This window comes from Streptomyces sp. NPDC127119, from assembly GCF_042677425.1.
Lineage (GTDB): Bacteria > Actinomycetota > Actinomycetes > Streptomycetales > Streptomycetaceae > Streptomyces.
Genome location: NZ_JBHXTO010000016.1, coordinates 23,590 through 40,946 on the forward strand (window position 1 = coordinate 23,590; position 17,357 = coordinate 40,946).

The window sequence follows — 17,357 nt, forward strand, 5'->3', positions numbered from 1 at the left end:
ATTGTTTGCCGTGGCCGGCCGCCGGGTCGGTGGGAAATGCAATGCGTTTGACGGAGGAGAACAGTTGTGAACGTCAAGTCCCGTGCACGTATCGCCGCCGTTGTCGGAGTCACCGCCCTCGCCGTCGGTGCCATGGCCGCCCCGGCCGTGGCCGATCCCTCCAACGGTTTCCGGGTGCTCGCCGGCGCCGGCTCCGACACGACCCAGGACGTCGTGAACGGCCTCGGCGACTCGGTCGACGGCGGCAACACCGTCGCCTCGTACGACGCCACCGGCTCGGCCACCGTCAAGACCCGTGCCACCGGCTGTGTCATCAACCGCCCCAACGGCTCCTCCGCGGGCATCGACGCGCTGCGCAACGCCGTCGACACCGGCACGGGCTGCCTCGACTTCGCCCGTTCCTCCCGCGGTCCCGCCGACACCTCGACCACGGACCTCACCTGGATCCCCTTCGCCAAGGACGCCGTCACCGTCGCCGTCCGCGAGGACAGCGCCCTGGCCGTCCCGGACCTCACCACGGCCCAGCTGCACGACATCTACACCTGCTCGCTGACCTCGGTCGACGGCGTCACCCTCACCCCGCTGCTGCCGCAGACCAACTCCGGCACCCGGACCTTCTTCCTCGGCAAGATCGGTGTGGCCGAGTCCGCGGTCGGCGCCTGCGTCGGCTCGATGCAGGAGCACAACGGCGAGGCGCTGGACACCGCCGGCGACATCGCCCCGTACTCCGTGGCCCAGTACATCGCGCAGACCGGCGGCATCGTGAACGACCGCCACGGCGCCACGGTCCTCGGCGAGATCAACGGCTCCACTCCGGTGAACGCGGACGGCACGCTCAACGTCGGCTTCACCTACAACCGCGACGTCTACAACGTCGTTCCGACCTCGAAGCTGTCGAACGCGACGATCGCGTCCACGTTCGCCGGCTCCGGCTCGAAGGTCTGCAACGACGCCGACACCATCCAGCTCTACGGCTTCGGTGTCATCGCCAACTGCGGTGACACCACGGACCCCGACCTCAAGGGCGAGCGCTGACCACCGGCGCCATGACCTGAACGCACAACGGCCGGGCACCCCGAGGGTGCCCGGCCCCGCGGCGTATCCGCCCCGGCTGTCGACGACCGCCCCGACCCGTGACCACCCCGACTCCGACCACTATCCGACTCGACCCGGACCGAACCCTGTGGGGGGACACCACATGAACCGCCAGACACCGCTCAGATCGCCCGCCGCCCTGCTGTTGTGCTGCGCCCTGCTGATGGGGGCGCTCTCCGGAGTGCTCGCGTTCGTGGGCCAGGCGCACGCGGTCACCCCGACCGGGAAGTTCACGCTGGAGCCGGGCACGGGCAGCATCAAGGCCCCGCTGAGCGCCGCCTCCGCCAGTACGGACGCGGGCTGCCCCGAGACCAGCAACCCCACGGCCATGTTCCTGTGGCTGCTCAAGCCGGGCAGCACCACCGTCGGCAAGCAGCTCGCCAAGAGCAGTTCGGCGGACACGATCTCCAAGACGGCCCCGTTCACGGTCCCGCTGACCCCGGGCACCGCGACCGTGGAGACCCAGCTGCGCTCGTACGTGGCGGAGGGCTCCCTCGACGGCAAGTACTCCCTGGCCCTGGCCTGCGGCGCCGGACTGACCAACAACGTCCCGGCCTTCAGCGCGATCGTCCAGGTCAGCGGCGAGACCTGGACGCTGGTCCAGACGCAGACGACCACCGTGGCGCTCGACGGCCCCGCGACCCCCGTCGGCGGCTCCCTCAAGCTGACGGCCACCCTGACCCCGGCCGCCGCCGCGGGCAGCGTCGCCTTCGCCTACACCGGCGCCACCAACGACTCCGAGCCTGTCCCGGTCGGCACGGCGGACGTCGCGAACGGTAAGGCGGAGGTCACCGTCACCGCGCCCGCGACCGCCGGCAACCACTTCTACTCCGCGACCTTCACGCCCGCGGACCCGGACGCCTTCAGCACGTCCACGGCCGTCAAGCCCGTCCAGATCACCACGCCGGACCAGTCGCCCACGCCCACCCCGACGCCCACCGACACCTCGCCCAGCCCCACCGTCCCCGCCGACCTCGAAGTGACCGACGAGAGCGGCACCGTGCTGGAGGCCGTCCCGGACCTCGAAGCCGGGCAGAAGGTGAAGATCACGGCCCGTGGCTACACCAAGGACGCCAAGGTGCTGGTCACGCTCGCCGACAGCGAGGAGAAGTACACCGACGCGGTGGCGGACGCCGAGGGCACCGTCACGGACTACGCGTTCACCGTGCCCGAGAAGATCGCGGACGGCGACCACACGCTGACCCTCGCGGAGGACAAGGCCGACGGCCACAGCGTGGCGTTCGCCTTCACCACCGGCGCCGGGGCCGACCCGAGCGACGAGCCCGGCCCCAGTGACTCGGAGACCGGCTCGGACACGGGCGGCGGGACCGACGGCGGCACGTCCGGCGACACGGGCACCGCGGGTGGCACGGGCGGCTCCGGCGGCGGTACGGGCGGCGGCAGCATGGCCGCCACCGGCGCCCAGGTCGGCACCGTCGGCTTCGCCGCGCTGGCCCTGCTCTGCGCGGGCGCCGCCCTCGTCGTCCACGTCCGCCGCAAGGGCCTGCTGACCTTCGGGGACACCCCGAACCACCTCTAGCGAGCCCGCGCGCACCCACGACCTGGCTCCGGGGCGGGGCCGCCGACCCCCGCCCCGGGACCGCGCCCCACCCCGCCCGTCCCGTCCGTCCGCCGCATCCTTCCACCCGCTCAGCACCCGCTCACCGCCCGAGGAGCGCACCCACCGTGTCCGTGCCGGCCCCACCACCCCCGACACCGCCCGCCGCCCCGAGGCCGCCCGCCCGGCCAGGACTCGCCCTGGCCGGCGCCACGCTGTGCGTACTGGCCGCCGTGCTCTTCGGGTTCGCCGCGAACCTCACGATCGTCGGACATCTGCAGCACTCCCGCGACCAGCAGACCGCGTACGACACCCTGCGGCAGCAACTCGCCCTGGGCACCGCGCCGGTGGGCCAGCGCACCTACGACGGCCGGCCGCTCGCCCTCGGCGCGCCGGTCGCCCTGCTGCGCATCCCCGTGCTCGGCCTCAAGGAGGTGGTCGCCGAGGGCACCACCGCCGACGTACTGATGTCCGGGCCCGGCCACCGCCGCGACACCCCGCTGCCCGGCCAGGCGGGCACGGTCGTCCTCATGGGCCGCCAGTGGGGCTACGGCAGCCCCTTCAACAACCTGCACCAGCTCGCCCCCGGCACCCGCGTCGAACTGACCACCGGACAGGGCAGATCCGTGTACGAGGTCACCGGCGTCCGGCACGCGGGCGACGAACTGCCCGCCCGGCTGGGCCAGGGCCAGGGACGGCTCACCCTGATCACCGCGAAGGGCGCCCCCTACACGCCCGACGGTCTGCTGCGGGTGGACGCGGAACTCGTCTCCGACATCCGCCCCAACCCGCCGCGCGCCATCCGCTCCGGCTGGATCGACCCGTCCGAACAGGCGCTCGCCGGCCAGGACGACGCGTGGCTCGCCGTCTTCCTGTGGACACAGGGACTGCTCCTCGCCGCGCTGGTCGCCGTCTGGCTGTACCGGGTGTGGGGCCGCTGGCAGACCTGGATCTGCGCGGCGCCCGTACTGACCGCGCTCGGTCTCGCCGACTCCGCGGCCCTCACCGCGCTGCTCCCCAATGTCCTCTGAACCCCCAGTCCCGTACGGGAGTTGACGTACCCATGTCCACAGACACCACCGGTACCACCGGCGCCACCCTCGTCCAGCCGCGGACCGCCGACGGGCCGGAGCACGGGCAGGGACACGGGCACGGGCCCGCCGACCTGCGGGCCGAGGACGTCTCGGCCTGGTTCGGCGACCACAAGGTCCTCGACCGGGTCTCGCTCACCATGCCCGCACGGCAGGTCACCGCCCTCATCGGGCCCTCCGGCTGCGGCAAGTCGACCTTCCTGCGCATCCTCAACCGCATGCACGAGCTGATCGGCTCGGCCTCGCTCGCCGGACGCGTCCTGCTGGACGGCGAGGACATCTACGACCGCGGACGCCGTATCACCCGGGCCCGCCGCGAGATCGGCATGGTCTTCCAGAAGCCCAACCCCTTCCCCGCGATGTCCCTGTACGACAACGTCCTGGCGGGCCTGAAGCTCAACGGCATCAAGGCGTCCCGGGACGGCCGCGACGACCTCGTCGAGGAGTGCCTGACGAAGGCCGGACTGTGGAAGGAGGTCAAGGACCGGCTGCGGCAGCCCGGCGGCGCGCTCTCCGGCGGACAGCAGCAACGCCTGTGCATCGCCCGCTCGCTGGCGGTCCGCCCGCGGGTGCTGCTCATGGACGAGCCCTGCTCGGCGCTCGACCCGACGTCCACCCGGCGTATCGAGGAGACCATCGCCGAACTGCGGACCGAGGTCACGATCGTCATCGTCACCCACAACATGCAGCAGGCCGCGCGCGTCTCCGACACCTGCGCCTTCTTCCTGGCGTCCCACGGCACCCCGGGCGTGATCGTGGAGCACGGGGACACGGACGCGATGTTCGCCTCGCCCCGGGACGAAAGGACGTCGGACTACGTGAACGGCCGGTTCGGGTGAACCGGGCGGTTCGGGCGACCCGGCTGCTCCGGGCATGGCGTCACGGCGACGGCTTCGAGGCCGCCCCCGCCGACGGCGGTACCGGCCGCCGCGCCGCCCCCTCCTCCTCCCGCGCCCGTGCGTACGGCCGTGAAGCGGCGGCCCCGCCCGGATCGGTGACCCGGTCGCCGGCCCCGGCCGGGTCGCTCGGCCTGCTGCTCGCCGTCCTGCTCGCCCTGCTGTTCGCGCCGGCCGCCTGCGCCCCGGCCGGCGGGAACGGGCCTGCCGCAGCGCCGGGCGCGAGCGGCCGGACGGCCGGGGACGCGGGTCCGGCGACGACGGGGGCCGCCCCCGCACCGGGCCCGCCCGCCGACCGGCCCGCCCCCTCGTCCACCCCGCCCCGGGCCCCCGCCACCGGCACCCCGCCGCCGACGGCCACCGGCCCGGTACGGGGCCCCGACCTGTCCCGGCCCGCCTCCGCGAGGCCCCGGACGACGGCACCGCCCACCACCGAAGCCCCCTCGCCCTCCGCCGAGGGGCGGGTCGGTCCAGGAACCCCGGACAGGGCCCGCCAGGACACGGTCGTCACCATCGGGGACTGGTCCGCCCGGGTCGTCCGCGGCGGCCAGGACGCCGTCGACGCCTGCCGGGACGCCGTCCAGTGGACCGGCCCCGCCCTCGGCACCGAGGACGGCTACCGGCTGCGTACCGCCGTGCTCGTCGGCCACGACTACTGCGGCTTCGACCGGTTCGCGACGCTCCCGGTCGGCTCGACGGTCACGGTCCGCTCCCCGCGCGGGACCTGGACGTACCGCGTGTACGCCACCTGGGTCACGCCCGGCCGCGGCGCCCCGGCGGCCGGACTGTACTGGGGCGACCTCACCCTCCAGTCCTGCGTGGGACCGGACACGGGCTTCAGCTACCTGATGCGTGTCTGACTCCCCGGTACGAGCCGGGTGCGCGGGGTGGGCAACCCGAACCCGTGCCGGTGGCGACCTCAGGGGGAAATCTCGTCCCCCACCCAGGGAGTTCACCGTGCGCGGACGTCCGCACCACCCTCGGCTCAGCCGGCCCCGCAGGCGCCTGGCGCGTCTGGTCACCGTCCTCGTCGCGCTGGTGGCGCTGGCCGCCTCGCCCCTCACACGGGCCGCCCCGGCGCAGGCCGCCGACCAGTGGAACCCGCCCGCGAACCTGGTGCAGCCGCTCAACGAGGTGTGGAACCACGTCTCGACGACCTACCCCGACCTCTACGGCTTCCGCAACTACGGCTGGGACCAGGTCATGGCCAACCGGGGAAGCATCAACTACTGCGTCCGCTGGGAGTCGGACGCGCCGGTCAGTACAGCCCTGCGGGACCAGATCCACACCGCCCTGAAGAAGCAGTTCGGCAAGTGGACGGCGGCCATGCTGGACAACGGCACGGGCCACAACGCCTGGCCGTACACCAGCGTGCCCGTCAACGTCGTCGGCTGGGCGGTCAAGAACCGCTCCACCCTCCAGTGGACCGACAACTCCGTCGACATCTACGCCGGAAACCTCGACAGCGGCGGCGCCCCGCAGTGCGCGCCCGACTGCGGCCGGTTCTTCCACCAGGACGGCAACTACACGAAGTGTCCGGGCGGCGCGGCCCGCCACTACGACCAGTCCCTCTGGCTGACCAAGGGCTTCGGGGGCGGCGCGGGCGGCGACTGGGGCCAGCGCGTCGGCCAGGAGTACTTCACCGGCGCGCTGTCCCAGGAGGACATCCACATCTATCTGCACGAGGTCGGCCACACCTTCGGCCTCGACGACTTCTACGACTGGACGCCGACGGGCCAGTGCTGCTTCCTCATGAACGCGGGCAGCGCCACGCAGATCACCGAGTTCGACAAGTGGATGCTCCGCGACTTCTGGCGCCACCTGAAGAGCCGGTACGGGCTCTGAGGAGGTGAAGGCGTGACGGACCGGCACTTCCGGTGGCGCCGGTCCGTCAGGCCCTTCAGATGCCCGCGGCGGCCGACAGGTCCCGCTTGATCTCCGCCAGCAGCTCCGCCGCCTTCGCGTGCGCCGCCGGGAGGCCGTCGTGTGTGTCCACCGGCACCACGACCTCCAGGTAGCACTTCAGCTTCGGCTCCGTACCGCTGGGCCGGACGATGACACGGGCGCCGTCCAGCGTGTAGCGCAGACCGTCCGTGGGCGGCAGCAGGTCCGTCCCCAGGGCGAGGTCCTCGGTCCTGGTGACGGACAGGCCCGCGAGGTGCGTGGGCGGCTGTTCGCGCAGCCGGCGCATCGCGTCGGAGATGACGGAGAGGTCGTCCACCCGGACCGCCAGTTGGTCCGTGGCGTGCAGCCCGTGCTCGACGGCGAGGTCGTCCAGCAGGTCGAGGAGCGTGCGGCCCTCCGCCTTCAGCTCCGAGGCCAGCTCCGTGATGGCGAGGGCCGCCGTGATGCCGTCCTTGTCCCGTACGCCGTCGGGGTCGACGCAGTAGCCGAGCGCCTCCTCGTAGCCGTACCGCAGGCCCTCCACCCTGGCGATCCACTTGAAGCCCGTCAGCGTCTCCTCGTACGGCAGCCCCGCCTTCCCGGCGATGCGGCCGAGGAGGGAGGACGAGACGATCGACTCCGCGAAGGTGCCGCGCGCGCCCCGGCGGACGAGGTGCGCCGCGAGGAGCGCGCCGACCTCGTCGCCGCGCAGCATGCGCCAGTCGCCGCCCCCGTCGCCGCTCCCGCCGTCCTTGACGGCCGCGGCGCAGCGGTCCGCGTCCGGGTCGTTCGCGATGATCAGGTCCGGGTCGCTCTCGCGTGCCTTCGCGAAGGCGAGGTCCATCGCGCCGGGCTCCTCCGGGTTGGGGAAGGCGACGGTCGGGAAGTCGGGGTCCGGCTCGGCCTGCTCGGCGACGAGGACGGGCGCGGGGAATCCGGCCCGTTCGAACGCGGCGAGCAGGGTCTCCGTCCCGACGCCGTGCAGGGCCGTGTAGACCGTGCGGGCGGTCCGCGGGGAACCGGGGGCCAGCACCACGTCCGTGCGCTCCAGATAGGCGTTCAGGACGCCCTCGTCGAGGGTCTCCCAGCCGGAGTCCGGGCGCGGGACGTCGGCGAGGCGCGCCACCGCGGCGATCTCCGCGGCGATCTCGGCGTCCGCCGGGGGCACGATCTGGGAGCCGTCTCCCAGATAGACCTTGTAGCCGTTGTCCCGCGGGGGGTTGTGGCTGGCCGTCACCTCGACGCCCGCCACCGCGCCCAGATGCCTTATGGCGTACGCGAGTACGGGCGTGGGGAGGGGACGGGGGAGCACGGCGGCGCGCAGACCCGCGCCCGTCATGACCGCGGCGGTGTCCCGGGCGAAGTCGACGGACTTGTGACGGGCGTCGTAGCCGATGACGACGAGGCCGTCCGTCCGCCCCTTCGCCTTCAGGTACGCGGCGAGGCCGGCGGCGGCACGGATGACGACCGCGCGGTTCATCCGCATCGGGCCCGCGCCCAGTTCGCCGCGGAGGCCTGCCGTGCCGAACTGGAGGGTGCCGGAGAAGCGGGCGGTCAGCTCCGCGGTGTCCTCGGCGTCGATGAGCTTGGCGAGTTCCTCGCGGGTGTCCGTGTCGGGGTCCTCGGCCAGCCATGCCGTGGCCCGGGCGATGAGTTCGTCCTGCACGAGGGTCGACCTCTTTTCGTCGTCTGTACGTGGTGGTGTACCCCGGTTTCCCTCGGGGGCCGCTGCCTCCGGGCCCCCGGGGCCCCCGGGTCCTCGAACGCCGGACGGGCTGCCGGGGTTCGTCCGCGGGCCGGTGGGGGCTGGCCGCGCAGTTCCCCGCGCCCCTCGGCGGCGGGGCTGCGCCCCGGCCGATGGGTTTGTCCGCGGGCCGGTGGGGCCGGTCGCGCCGTTCCCCGGGCCCCGGCCCATGGGTTTGTCCGCGGGCCCGTGGGGGTTGCTCGCGCCGTTCCCCGCGCCCCTGAAATGCGGGGCTGCGCCCCGGCATTTCGGGCCCGTCGCCGATCCGGTGGCGCCTTGGCCGCGAAATCCTTTGCGCGCCGCGTTCGGCGTCGTTCGGGCCGGCCGCGCATCTCTCAGCCCGTCCGGCGTCTGAGGACGAGCGCGTCAGCGCGGCAGGGGGGCCGGGGGCGCAGCCCCCGGGGACAGGGCTACAGCCGGGCCAGGACCTGCGTGAGGAGGGCACCCATGTGCGTCGCCGAGTCGCGGCCCGCCTGGAGCACCTCCTCGTGGTTCAGCGGCTCGCCCGTCATCCCCGCGGCGAGGTTGGTGACGAGCGAGATGCCGAGCACCTCCGCCCCCGCCTCCCGCGCGGCGATCGCTTCGAGCGTGGTCGACATCCCCACCAGGTCCGCGCCGATCACGCGGGCCATCCGGATCTCCGCAGGCGTCTCGTAGTGCGGGCCGGGGAACTGCGCGTACACGCCCTCTTCGAGCGTCGCGTCGATCTCCTTGCACAGCGCCCGCAGCCGCGGCGAGTACAGGTCCGTCAGGTCGACGAAGTTCGCGCCGACGATCGGGGACGTCGCCGTGAGGTTGATGTGGTCGCTGATGAGGACCGGCTGCCCGGGCCGCATGCCCTCGCGCAGCCCACCGCAGCCGTTGGTCAGCACGATGGTCTTGCAGCCGGCGGCCACGGCCGTCCGGACGCCGTGCGCGACGGCGGCGACCCCGCGGCCCTCGTAGTAGTGGGTGCGGCCCAGGAAGACCAGCGCCCGCTTGTCGCCGATCTGGTAGGAGCGGACCGTGCCGCCGTGCCCCTCGACCGCCGGCGGCGGGAAGCCGGGCAGATCGGTGACCCGGAACTCGGCTTCGGGAGCGCCGAGGGCGTCCACGGCCGGAGCCCAGCCGGAGCCCATCACGAGGGCGACGTCGTGGGTCTCGGCGCCCGAGAGTTCCCGCAGGCGCGCGGCGGCGGCGTCGGCGGCGGCGTACGGGTCGCCCTGGATGTCGTCCGGAAGAAGAGATGCGTTCACGCGCATGAGGGTAGCCGCTCGCGGCCTACGCGCGTAGATGTTGATGGTCACGGGTTTGCGATCGTTGTCTTGTTGTTTCCGACGAAACCCGCCGACGGCATGTTCCGGGACGTGTCCCGAGGGTCAGCAGGGGCGCTTGCGCAGTTCCATCACGTAGTCGTGCGGGGCGCCCGCCGACTCCGCCGCGTCGGCCAGCTCGCCGAGGTAGCGGGCGGAGGGGAGCCCTCCCTCGTAACCGTTGAGGACGTACAGCCACGCCGACTCCTCGCCCTCCAGCGTGTGGATCCGTACGCGCATCCGCCGGTAGATGTCGAGGCCGACACCCTCCCAGCGGTCCAGGGACTCCTCGTCCGGGGGAGCGATGTCGTACAGGGCGACGAAGACCTGCGAGCGCGGGGCCTCGACGATCGTCGCCAGCGCGCCCTCCCAGCCCATGTGCTCGCCGCCGAACGTCAGCCGCCAGCCGTTGAGCCACCCCGTGGCGCGCAGCGGCGAATGGGGTGCGCGGCGCGTCATGAGCCGCGGGTCGAGATTGCCGGCGTACGCGGCGTAGAGCGACATGGGACCGAGGGTACGGCAGCGAACCCATGTGACTCTCCCGTAACCGCGGCCCCGTATCGCACACCCGTGCCACCCCGATCGTCCGCCCGCGACACCCGGACAGCGCCCCCGTGCGGAAGCACCTTGAAGCGTGCGGGACAATGGAGTACGTGACTCGGATCGTGATCATTGGCGGCGGACCCGGCGGATACGAAGCGGCCCTGGTGGCAGCGCAGCTCGGCGCGGAGGTGACCGTCGTCGACTGCGACGGCCTGGGCGGTGCGTCGGTGCTCACCGACTGCGTGCCGTCCAAGACCCTCATCGCGACGGCCGAGGTGATGACCACCTTCGACTCCTCGTACGAGGAACTGGGGATCATCGTCGCCGACGACACCCCGCACATCGACCAGCCCGCGCGCGTCGTCGGCGTGGACCTCGGCAAGGTCAACCGCCGGGTGAAGCGCCTCGCGCTCGCCCAGTCCCACGACATCACGGCCTCCGTGACGCGTGCCGGGGCGCGGGTGCTGCGCGGTCGCGGCCGGCTGGAGGGCATGCAGGGCCTGGACGGCTCGCGCAAGGTCGTCGTGCGGGCCGCGGACGGCAGCGAGGAGACGCTCGTCGCCGATGCCGTGCTCATCGCCACCGGCGGGCACCCCCGCGAACTGGCCGACGCGCAGCCTGACGGCGAGCGCATCCTGAACTGGACGCAGGTCTACGACCTCGACGAGCTCCCCGAGGAGCTCATCGTGGTCGGCTCCGGTGTCACCGGCGCCGAGTTCGCCGGCGCCTACCAGGCCCTCGGCTCGCGGGTCACGCTCGTCTCCAGCCGCGACCGCGTGCTGCCGGGCGAGGACCCGGACGCGGCGGCCGTCCTGGAGGACGTGTTCCGGCGGCGCGGCATGAACGTCATGGCCCGTTCGCGCGCCGCGTCCGCCAAGCGGGTGGGCGACCGGGTCGAGGTGACGCTCGCCGACGGCCGCGTCATCACCGGCTCGCACTGTCTGATGGCCGTCGGCGCCATCCCCAACAGCGACGGCATGGGCCTGGAGGAGGCCGGGGTCAAGGTCCAGGAGTCCGGGCACATCTGGACCGACAAGGTCTCCAGGACCACGGCCCCCGGCGTGTACGCGGCCGGTGACGTCACCGGGATCTTCGCGCTCGCCTCCGTGGCCGCCATGCAGGGCCGTATCGCGATGTACCACTTCCTCGGCGACGCGGTCGCGCCGCTCAATCTGAAGACGGTCTCGTCGAACGTCTTCACCGACCCCGAGATCGCCACCGTCGGCTACTCGCAGTCGGACGTCGACGGCGGCGTCATCGACGCCCGGGTCGTGAAGCTGCCCCTGCTGCGCAACCCGCGCGCCAAGATGCAGGGCATCCGGGACGGCTTCGTGAAGATCTTCTGCCGTCCGGGCACCGGGATCGTCGTCGGCGGTGTGGTCGTCGCGCCGCGCGCCTCGGAACTCATCCACCCGATCTCCCTCGCGGTCGACAACAACCTGACCGTCGAGCAGATCGCGAAGGCCTTCACGGTGTATCCGTCCCTCTCGGGCTCCATCGCCGAGGTGGCCCGTCAGCTGCACACCCGGAAGTCCACGGGCGAGGGCTGAGCACCGGCGGTCGGCGCGGGGTCCGCGAGCCTGGCCGCCGCGGCACGGAAACCGGTGCCACGAACGGTTTTTGCTGGTCACGCGGATCGGGCGCCCCTCTGGTCACGGGGAGTCGCCGACCATTCATGCGGCATAGGCGCCCGGATTAGGCGCGTATACCACTCCGGGTAGTGCCATGCGAACAACTTCTGTTATTCGGCGCAAACTGCTGAAAGCAGACGGTCGTTGGGGTTACTGTCAGTTTCGTGTTCGCTGCAGAACGTCGTCAATTGATCCTCGAAATGGTGCGAGCAAATGGAGCCGTGTCGCTCCGTGAGCTCGCCCGCGTCGTCCAGACCTCCGAAGTGACCGTACGGCGGGACGTGCGCGCACTGGAGGCAGAAGGACTCCTCGACCGCCGACACGGCGGTGCGGTATTGCCGGGCGGGTTCACGCGGGAGTCCGGCTTTCCGCAGAAATCTCATCTCGCGACCGCAGAGAAGACGGCCATCGCCGACCTCGCCGCGGGTCTCGTCGAAGAGGGCGAGGCCATTGTGGTGGGGGCGGGAACCACCACGCAGGAGCTGGCTCGCCGGCTCGCGCGGGTGCCGGGGCTGACCGTCGTCACCAATTCCCTGCTGGTGGCCCAGGCGCTGGCCCATGCCAACCGGGTGGAAGTCGTGATGACCGGCGGCACCCTGCGCGGTTCCAACTACGCCCTGGTCGGCAGCGGGGCCGAACAGTCCCTCCAGGGGCTGCGGGTCTCCCGGGCCTTCCTGTCGGGAAGCGGGCTCACCGCCGAACGGGGCCTGTCCACCTCCAACATGCTGTCGGCCTCGGTCGACCGCGCGCTCGTCCAGGCGGCCGCCGAGGTCGTCGTCCTGGCCGATCACACCAAGCTCGGCGCCGACACGATGTTCCAGACGGTGCCGACCGATGTGATCACCCGCCTGGTCACGGACGAGCCGCCGGCCCAGGACGACCGCGCGGCCACCGAACTGCAGGCCCTGGCAGACCAGGGCGTACAGATCGCGGTGGCGGGAGCGGGTGGTTCGGGCGGCGATACGGTCCCGGCGGGGCGCCAGCCGCCACGCCGGGACGTGCCGCTGCCCGGCCCCCGACGCGGTCAGGTGCCCGGTGCGGGACCGCAGTTGCGCAGCGCCGCGGCGGTGCTGGGCGATCAGGCCCAGAGCGAGCGGGCGCGGGTCGCCGACATGCGCAGACGCTGACAACGGAGTCGTGGCTGACGGACGGCGGTCCAGTCCGTACGTCAGAAGGTCAGGCCTTGAGGCCCCGCAGCGTCAGCGCCAGCATGCGGTCGGCCAACTCCGGGTCGCCCGGGGTCTCTTCGGCGGCCAGCGCGATCGCGCTGGTCAGCTGGAGAAGATCGCCGATGGCGACACCGGTACGTACGGAGCCTGCGTTCTGCGCGCGCGTGAGGAGGGCACTGCCCGCCTCACGCATCGGGCCGCTGCACTGCGCGAGCGCCGAAGCGTCGTCGTGCGACGCCGACATGAGCGCGCGTGACAGTCCGCGGTACTCACTCGCATGAGTGATGACGGCGCGCAGCCATTCCACGAGCGCCGTGCACGGGTTCGGGGCGTCGAGGAGTTCGCGTGAGCGGGTCAGCAGGTCGCTGACCGCGTCCGCGAAGACCGCGTTCAGCAGGGCGTGGCGGTTGGGGAAGTGGCGGTAGAGGGTGCCGATGCCTACGCCCGCGCGTTTCGCCACGTCCTCCAGTGAGGCGTCGGCGCCGTGTTGCGCGAACGTGGTTCGTGCCTCGGTGATGAGGCGGTCGTGGTTTCTGCGGGCGTCGGCGCGCATCCCTGCCGGGGGGTTGGCCATGTGTCCTACCTACCCTCTCCTCGGTCCTTCGGGCGGCGATGGGCCGACCCCGAACCCTTTCCGTCTGCCCCATGACCACCGGCCGGGTGCCGCGGGCCGTATGTGGCTGGTCGCGCAGTTCCCCGCGCCCCTGACGGGGCGCCCTTCGGGGCCCGTAACCCGAGGCGCCCGGCACACAGGGGATCCTGGTTGCCGGGCGCCTCGTCATGACGGGTTGGGCTCGGGTCAGTCCTTGATCTCGCAGATGACCGCGCCTGAGGTGAGGGACGCGCCCACCTCTGCCGCGAGGGCCTTGATGGTGCCCGAGCGGTGGGCGTTCAGGGGCTGTTCCATCTTCATGGCCTCCAGGACCACGATCAGGTCGCCCTCCTTGACCTCCTGGCCCTCCTCGACGGCCACCTTCACGATGGTGCCCTGCATGGGCGAGGCGAGGGTGTCGCCGGAGGCGGCCGGGCCGGACTTCTTGGCCGCGCGCCGCTTGGGCTTGGCGCCCGCCGCGAGTCCCGTACGGGCCAGGGACATGCCCAGCGAGACCGGCAGGGAGACTTCGAGGCGCTTGCCGCCGACCTCGACGACGACCGTCTCGCGGCCCGGCTCGTCATCCGTGTCGGCGTCCGCGGGTGCGGTGAAGGCCGGGATCTCGTTGACGAACTCGGTCTCGATCCAGCGGGTGTGGACCGTGAAGGGGTCCGCGGAGCCGGTCAGCTCGGGGGCGAAGGCGGGGTCGGCGACCACCGCGCGGTGGAAGGGGATGGCCGTGGCCATGCCCTCCACGGTGAACTCCTCCAGGGCGCGCGCGGCCCGCTGGAGGGCCTGCTCGCGGGTGGCGCCGGTGACGATCAGCTTGGCGAGCAGCGAGTCCCACGCCGGGCCGATGACCGAGCCGGACTCCACGCCCGCGTCCAGGCGGACACCGGGGCCCGACGGCGGGGCGAAGGTGGTCACCGTGCCGGGGGCCGGCAGGAAGCCGCGGCCCGGGTCCTCGCCGTTGATGCGGAACTCGAAGGAATGGCCGCGCAGCGGCGGGTCGTCGTAGCCCAGTTCCTCGCCGTCGGCGATCCGGAACATCTCACGGACCAGGTCGATGCCGGAGACCTCCTCGGTGACCGGGTGCTCGACCTGCAGACGGGTGTTGACCTCCAGGAAGGAGATCGTGCCGTCCGCGCCGACCAGGAACTCGACGGTCCCGGCGCCGACGTACCCGGCCTCCTTGAGGATCGCCTTGGAGGACGCGTACAGCTCGGCCACCTGGGCGTCGGAGAGGAACGGCGCGGGCGCCTCCTCGACCAGCTTCTGGTGGCGGCGCTGCAGGGAGCAGTCACGGGTGGAGACGACCACCACGTTGCCGTGGGAGTCGGCCAGGCACTGGGTCTCCACGTGCCGCGGCTTGTCGAGGTAGCGCTCCACGAAGCACTCGCCGCGGCCGAAGGCGGCGACGGCCTCGCGCACCGCGGAGTCGAACAGCTCGGGGATCTCTTCGAGGGTGCGGGCCACCTTCAGACCGCGACCGCCACCACCGAAGGCCGCCTTGATCGCGATGGGCAGGCCGTGCTCCCGGGCGAAGGCGACGACCTCGTCCGCGCCGGGCACCGGGTCCGGCGTACCGGCGACCAGCGGAGCGCCCGCGCGCTGCGCGATGTGCCGGGCCGCGACCTTGTCACCGAGGTCGCGGATCGCCTGCGGCGGCGGGCCGATCCAGGTCAGGCCCGCGTCCAGGACGGCCTGGGCGAAGTCGGCGTTCTCCGAGAGGAAGCCGTATCCGGGATGGATCGCGTCCGCCCCGGAGTCCTTGGCGGCCTGCAGCACCTTGGCGAAGTCCAGGTAACTGCTCGCGGGGGTGTCACCGCCCAGCGCGAACGCCTCGTCCGCGGCACGCACATGCAGTGCGTCCCGGTCCGGCTCGGCGTACACCGCCACGCTCGCGATGCCGGCGTCTCGGCACGCCCGGGCGACACGAACAGCGATTTCGCCACGGTTGGCGATCAACACCTTGCGCACGTTGGCTCCCTCTCCTTGAAACAAGCCGAGTTTAGGGACTGCCGACACGTCGTTTCGACCCGTCCCCGATGGTGAGCTTGCCCACACGGAGCGTGATACAAGGCTTGCTCGCCCGCGATTTCCCTTGCCCTACCTCGGTACGCAGGGGGCTTGCCTTGAACCCTAGCTCTCCGGTGTGGCCAAGGTCTCTGTGAGTCCGTGCTGCGCGCCACTCGGTTTCTTTGTGGAGACCCTACGAATGGCCCAACGATTCTTTGCCCTCCGCAGATCCCTTGTCCCTGGGTTTACTCGTTAGTAGCGTGCTCGCTGGCGTACGGATACTTGAGGTAACAGCGGCCCTGCTCGGGCGGAAGTCGAAAGTGGGTGGGGGCCGGTGGTCCGCAGACCGGTGGCATGGGTGACCGCGATCGTGCTCTTCGTGGAGGCGGTGGGCATCGCGTGGGTCAACTGGTTCATGGGGGTCGTCGTCGACCGGCAGGACATGTCCCTGGCGGGGCTCGACCCGGACGTGATGTCCACGTCGTCGAAGGTCGCCGGGCTGGTCTTCGGCCTCTACTTCGCGCTCTGCGGCTTCACCGCGCTGCGCGTCGGCCTGCGCGACCGCGCGCCCGCGGGCATCGGCCGCATCCTGCTGATCAGCGCGGCGGTGGTGCACGCCCTGCTCGGCGCGTTCACGGTCGGCCTGGTGGGCTGGGGCGCGTTCGCCTTCATGATGGTCGTGCTCGGACTGATCGTGCTCATCTTCATGACGTACGACCGTCTGGAGGCCACGAGGCCCGACGCGAAGCCGGACGCGGGACCGGACGCCGGACCGCACGAGGGTCCGGGGAGCCCCGGGAGCGCCGGCGGTTCCGGGGACGGTGTGCTGCCTCCGCCCCCGGCGCCTTCCGTCTCCTGACCTGTCTCCGGGCCCGTTCCTGAACCGCCCCCTACCTGCCCCAGTGAGTCCTACTTCTCGCGCGGGGTCCACAAGTCCGTGATGCCGACGCCCAGTTCGGCCAGCAGGCGGCGCACCAGCGGCAGCGAGAGTCCGATGACGTTGCCGTGGTCGCCGTCGATGCCGTCGACGAACGGGGCCGAGCGGCCGTCCAGCGTGAACGCGCCGGCCACGTGCAGCGGCTCGCCCGAGGCGACGTACGCGGCGATCTCGGCGTCCGTCGGCTCGCCGAAGCGGACGACGGTGGACGCGACCCCCGAGGTGTGACGGCCGGCCGCCGTGTCCCACACGCAGTGGCCAGTCTGCAGGATGCCCGCCCGGCCGCGCATCGACTTCCAGCGCGCGGTCGCCTCCTCGGCGTCGGCCGGCTTGCCGTACGCCACGCCGTCCAGTTCGAGCACCGAGTCGCAGCCGATCACCAGGGCGCCGGCGACCTCGGGCCGGGCCGCGACCACGGACGCCTTCGCCTCGGCGAGGGCGAGCGCCAGTTCGGCGGGGGTCGGGGCGCTCACGGCGTCCTCGTCGACTCCGCTGACGATGACCTCGGGGTCGAGTCCGGCCTGCCGCAGCAGTCCGAGCCGGGCGGGGGACTGGGAGGCGAGAACGAGCCTGCGGCGTGGCTGATCAGTCATGCGGTCAGCGTAGCGAGACCCTGCCGGCCGGTTTCACATGAGGCCGAGGATGATCATCGCGAACACCACGGCCAGCGCCATCAGAACGCCGAGCCGCCGCAACATGTCCTGCATGTCGCGCAGCTCCTTCGGCGGCTCGTTCTCCGGGTCGGACCACAGCATGTCTCCGATCGTGACTCCGGCACGGCTCCGGACGCCTGAGTACGCGTACTCATCTTGACCAAAAGGGTCGCTGGTTCCATTAGGGAGCCGATTCCTGCTACCGTTCCCGGCGTCACTAAAGGGACTGCAATCCCATTAGAGGTTGGAGTCC

The 17,357-nt window shown here is 72.1% G+C and carries 16 protein-coding genes; 9 read left to right on the plus strand and 7 right to left on the minus strand.

Annotated elements, in window-relative coordinates; translation table 11 throughout:
• The first annotated feature begins 66 nt into the window (after positions 1 to 66).
• The 6 genes from ACFVH5_RS10530 to ACFVH5_RS10555 all read left to right on the plus strand — a co-directional run bounded on the left by ACFVH5_RS10530 (position 67) and on the right by ACFVH5_RS10555 (position 6,485).
• A complete protein-coding gene (locus ACFVH5_RS10530) occupies positions 67 to 1,035 on the plus strand; it encodes a hypothetical protein (protein ID WP_384800076.1) in 969 nt (322 codons plus the stop codon).
• A 163-nt stretch (positions 1,036 to 1,198) separates the two neighbouring features.
• Positions 1,199 to 2,635 (plus strand): hypothetical protein, encoded by a 1,437-nt coding sequence (locus ACFVH5_RS10535; protein ID WP_385833154.1) that lies wholly within the window; start codon positions 1,199 to 1,201, stop codon positions 2,633 to 2,635.
• Between the two features lie 146 nt (positions 2,636 to 2,781).
• Positions 2,782 to 3,684 (plus strand): sortase, encoded by a 903-nt coding sequence (locus ACFVH5_RS10540; protein WP_385833155.1) that lies wholly within the window; start codon positions 2,782 to 2,784, stop codon positions 3,682 to 3,684.
• A 32-nt stretch (positions 3,685 to 3,716) separates the two neighbouring features.
• Entirely contained in the window at positions 3,717 to 4,583 is an 867-nt protein-coding gene (gene pstB, locus ACFVH5_RS10545) for a phosphate ABC transporter ATP-binding protein PstB (protein ID WP_385833156.1), read from the plus strand.
• Complete coding sequence (locus tag ACFVH5_RS10550; protein ID WP_385833157.1) at positions 4,580 to 5,500, plus strand: hypothetical protein; 921 nt, start codon at positions 4,580 to 4,582, stop codon at positions 5,498 to 5,500. The genes pstB and ACFVH5_RS10550 overlap by 4 nt, the downstream gene beginning before the upstream one ends.
• A 175-nt stretch (positions 5,501 to 5,675) precedes the next feature.
• Complete coding sequence (locus tag ACFVH5_RS10555) at positions 5,676 to 6,485, plus strand: hypothetical protein (RefSeq protein WP_385833204.1); 810 nt, start codon at positions 5,676 to 5,678, stop codon at positions 6,483 to 6,485.
• Positions 6,486 to 6,540: 55 nt separating this feature from the next.
• On the opposite strand, the gene ACFVH5_RS10560 is transcribed toward ACFVH5_RS10555, so the two are convergent.
• From ACFVH5_RS10560 to ACFVH5_RS10570, 3 genes are all read right to left on the minus strand, one after another.
• Positions 6,541 to 8,190 (minus strand): phospho-sugar mutase, encoded by a 1,650-nt coding sequence (locus ACFVH5_RS10560; RefSeq protein WP_385833158.1) that lies wholly within the window; start codon positions 8,188 to 8,190, stop codon positions 6,541 to 6,543.
• Between the two features lie 488 nt (positions 8,191 to 8,678).
• Positions 8,679 to 9,503 carry a purine-nucleoside phosphorylase gene (locus ACFVH5_RS10565; protein ID WP_385833159.1) on the minus strand — a complete coding sequence of 275 codons (825 nt, stop codon included), beginning with the start codon at positions 9,501 to 9,503 and terminating at the stop codon, positions 8,679 to 8,681.
• 123 nt (positions 9,504 to 9,626) lie between these two features.
• Entirely contained in the window at positions 9,627 to 10,064 is a 438-nt protein-coding gene (locus ACFVH5_RS10570; RefSeq protein ID WP_107020348.1) for a gamma-glutamylcyclotransferase, read from the minus strand.
• A gap of 140 nt (positions 10,065 to 10,204) precedes the next feature.
• On the opposite strand from ACFVH5_RS10570, the gene ACFVH5_RS10575 reads away from it, so the two are divergent.
• Positions 10,205 to 11,653, plus strand: coding sequence for an NAD(P)H-quinone dehydrogenase (locus tag ACFVH5_RS10575; protein ID WP_107020347.1), 1,449 nt, complete (start codon positions 10,205 to 10,207; stop codon positions 11,651 to 11,653).
• Positions 11,654 to 11,898: 245 nt separating this feature from the next.
• On the plus strand, positions 11,899 to 12,861 hold the full coding sequence (locus ACFVH5_RS10580; protein ID WP_107020346.1) for a DeoR/GlpR family DNA-binding transcription regulator: 963 nt from the start codon (positions 11,899 to 11,901) through the stop codon (positions 12,859 to 12,861).
• 49 nt (positions 12,862 to 12,910) lie between these two features.
• On the opposite strand, the gene ACFVH5_RS10585 is transcribed toward ACFVH5_RS10580, so the two are convergent.
• Both ACFVH5_RS10585 and ACFVH5_RS10590 read right to left on the minus strand, forming a co-directional pair.
• A complete protein-coding gene (locus ACFVH5_RS10585) occupies positions 12,911 to 13,477 on the minus strand; it encodes a TetR/AcrR family transcriptional regulator (RefSeq protein ID WP_385833160.1) in 567 nt (188 codons plus the stop codon).
• Positions 13,478 to 13,702: 225 nt separating this feature from the next.
• A complete protein-coding gene (locus tag ACFVH5_RS10590; RefSeq protein WP_385833161.1) occupies positions 13,703 to 15,475 on the minus strand; it encodes an acetyl/propionyl/methylcrotonyl-CoA carboxylase subunit alpha in 1,773 nt (590 codons plus the stop codon).
• Between the two features lie 373 nt (positions 15,476 to 15,848).
• Here ACFVH5_RS10590 and ACFVH5_RS10595 point away from each other — a divergent pair, with 373 nt between their 5' ends.
• Positions 15,849 to 16,373 carry a hypothetical protein gene (locus tag ACFVH5_RS10595; protein WP_385833162.1) on the plus strand — a complete coding sequence of 175 codons (525 nt, stop codon included), beginning with the start codon at positions 15,849 to 15,851 and terminating at the stop codon, positions 16,371 to 16,373.
• A 50-nt stretch (positions 16,374 to 16,423) separates the two neighbouring features.
• Here the strand turns inward: ACFVH5_RS10595 and ACFVH5_RS10600 are convergent, their stop codons facing one another.
• Both ACFVH5_RS10600 and mmpB read right to left on the minus strand, forming a co-directional pair.
• The gene (locus tag ACFVH5_RS10600; protein WP_385833163.1) at positions 16,424 to 17,044 is read right to left on the minus strand and encodes a Maf family protein; all 621 of its coding nucleotides are present in this window, start codon (positions 17,042 to 17,044) and stop codon (positions 16,424 to 16,426) included.
• Positions 17,045 to 17,077: 33 nt separating this feature from the next.
• Positions 17,078 to 17,206, minus strand: a complete 129-nt coding sequence (mmpB, locus tag ACFVH5_RS10605) for a morphogenic membrane protein MmpB (protein ID WP_107020342.1) — start codon at positions 17,204 to 17,206, stop codon at positions 17,078 to 17,080.
• Between the last annotated feature and the right edge of the window lie 151 nt (positions 17,207 to 17,357).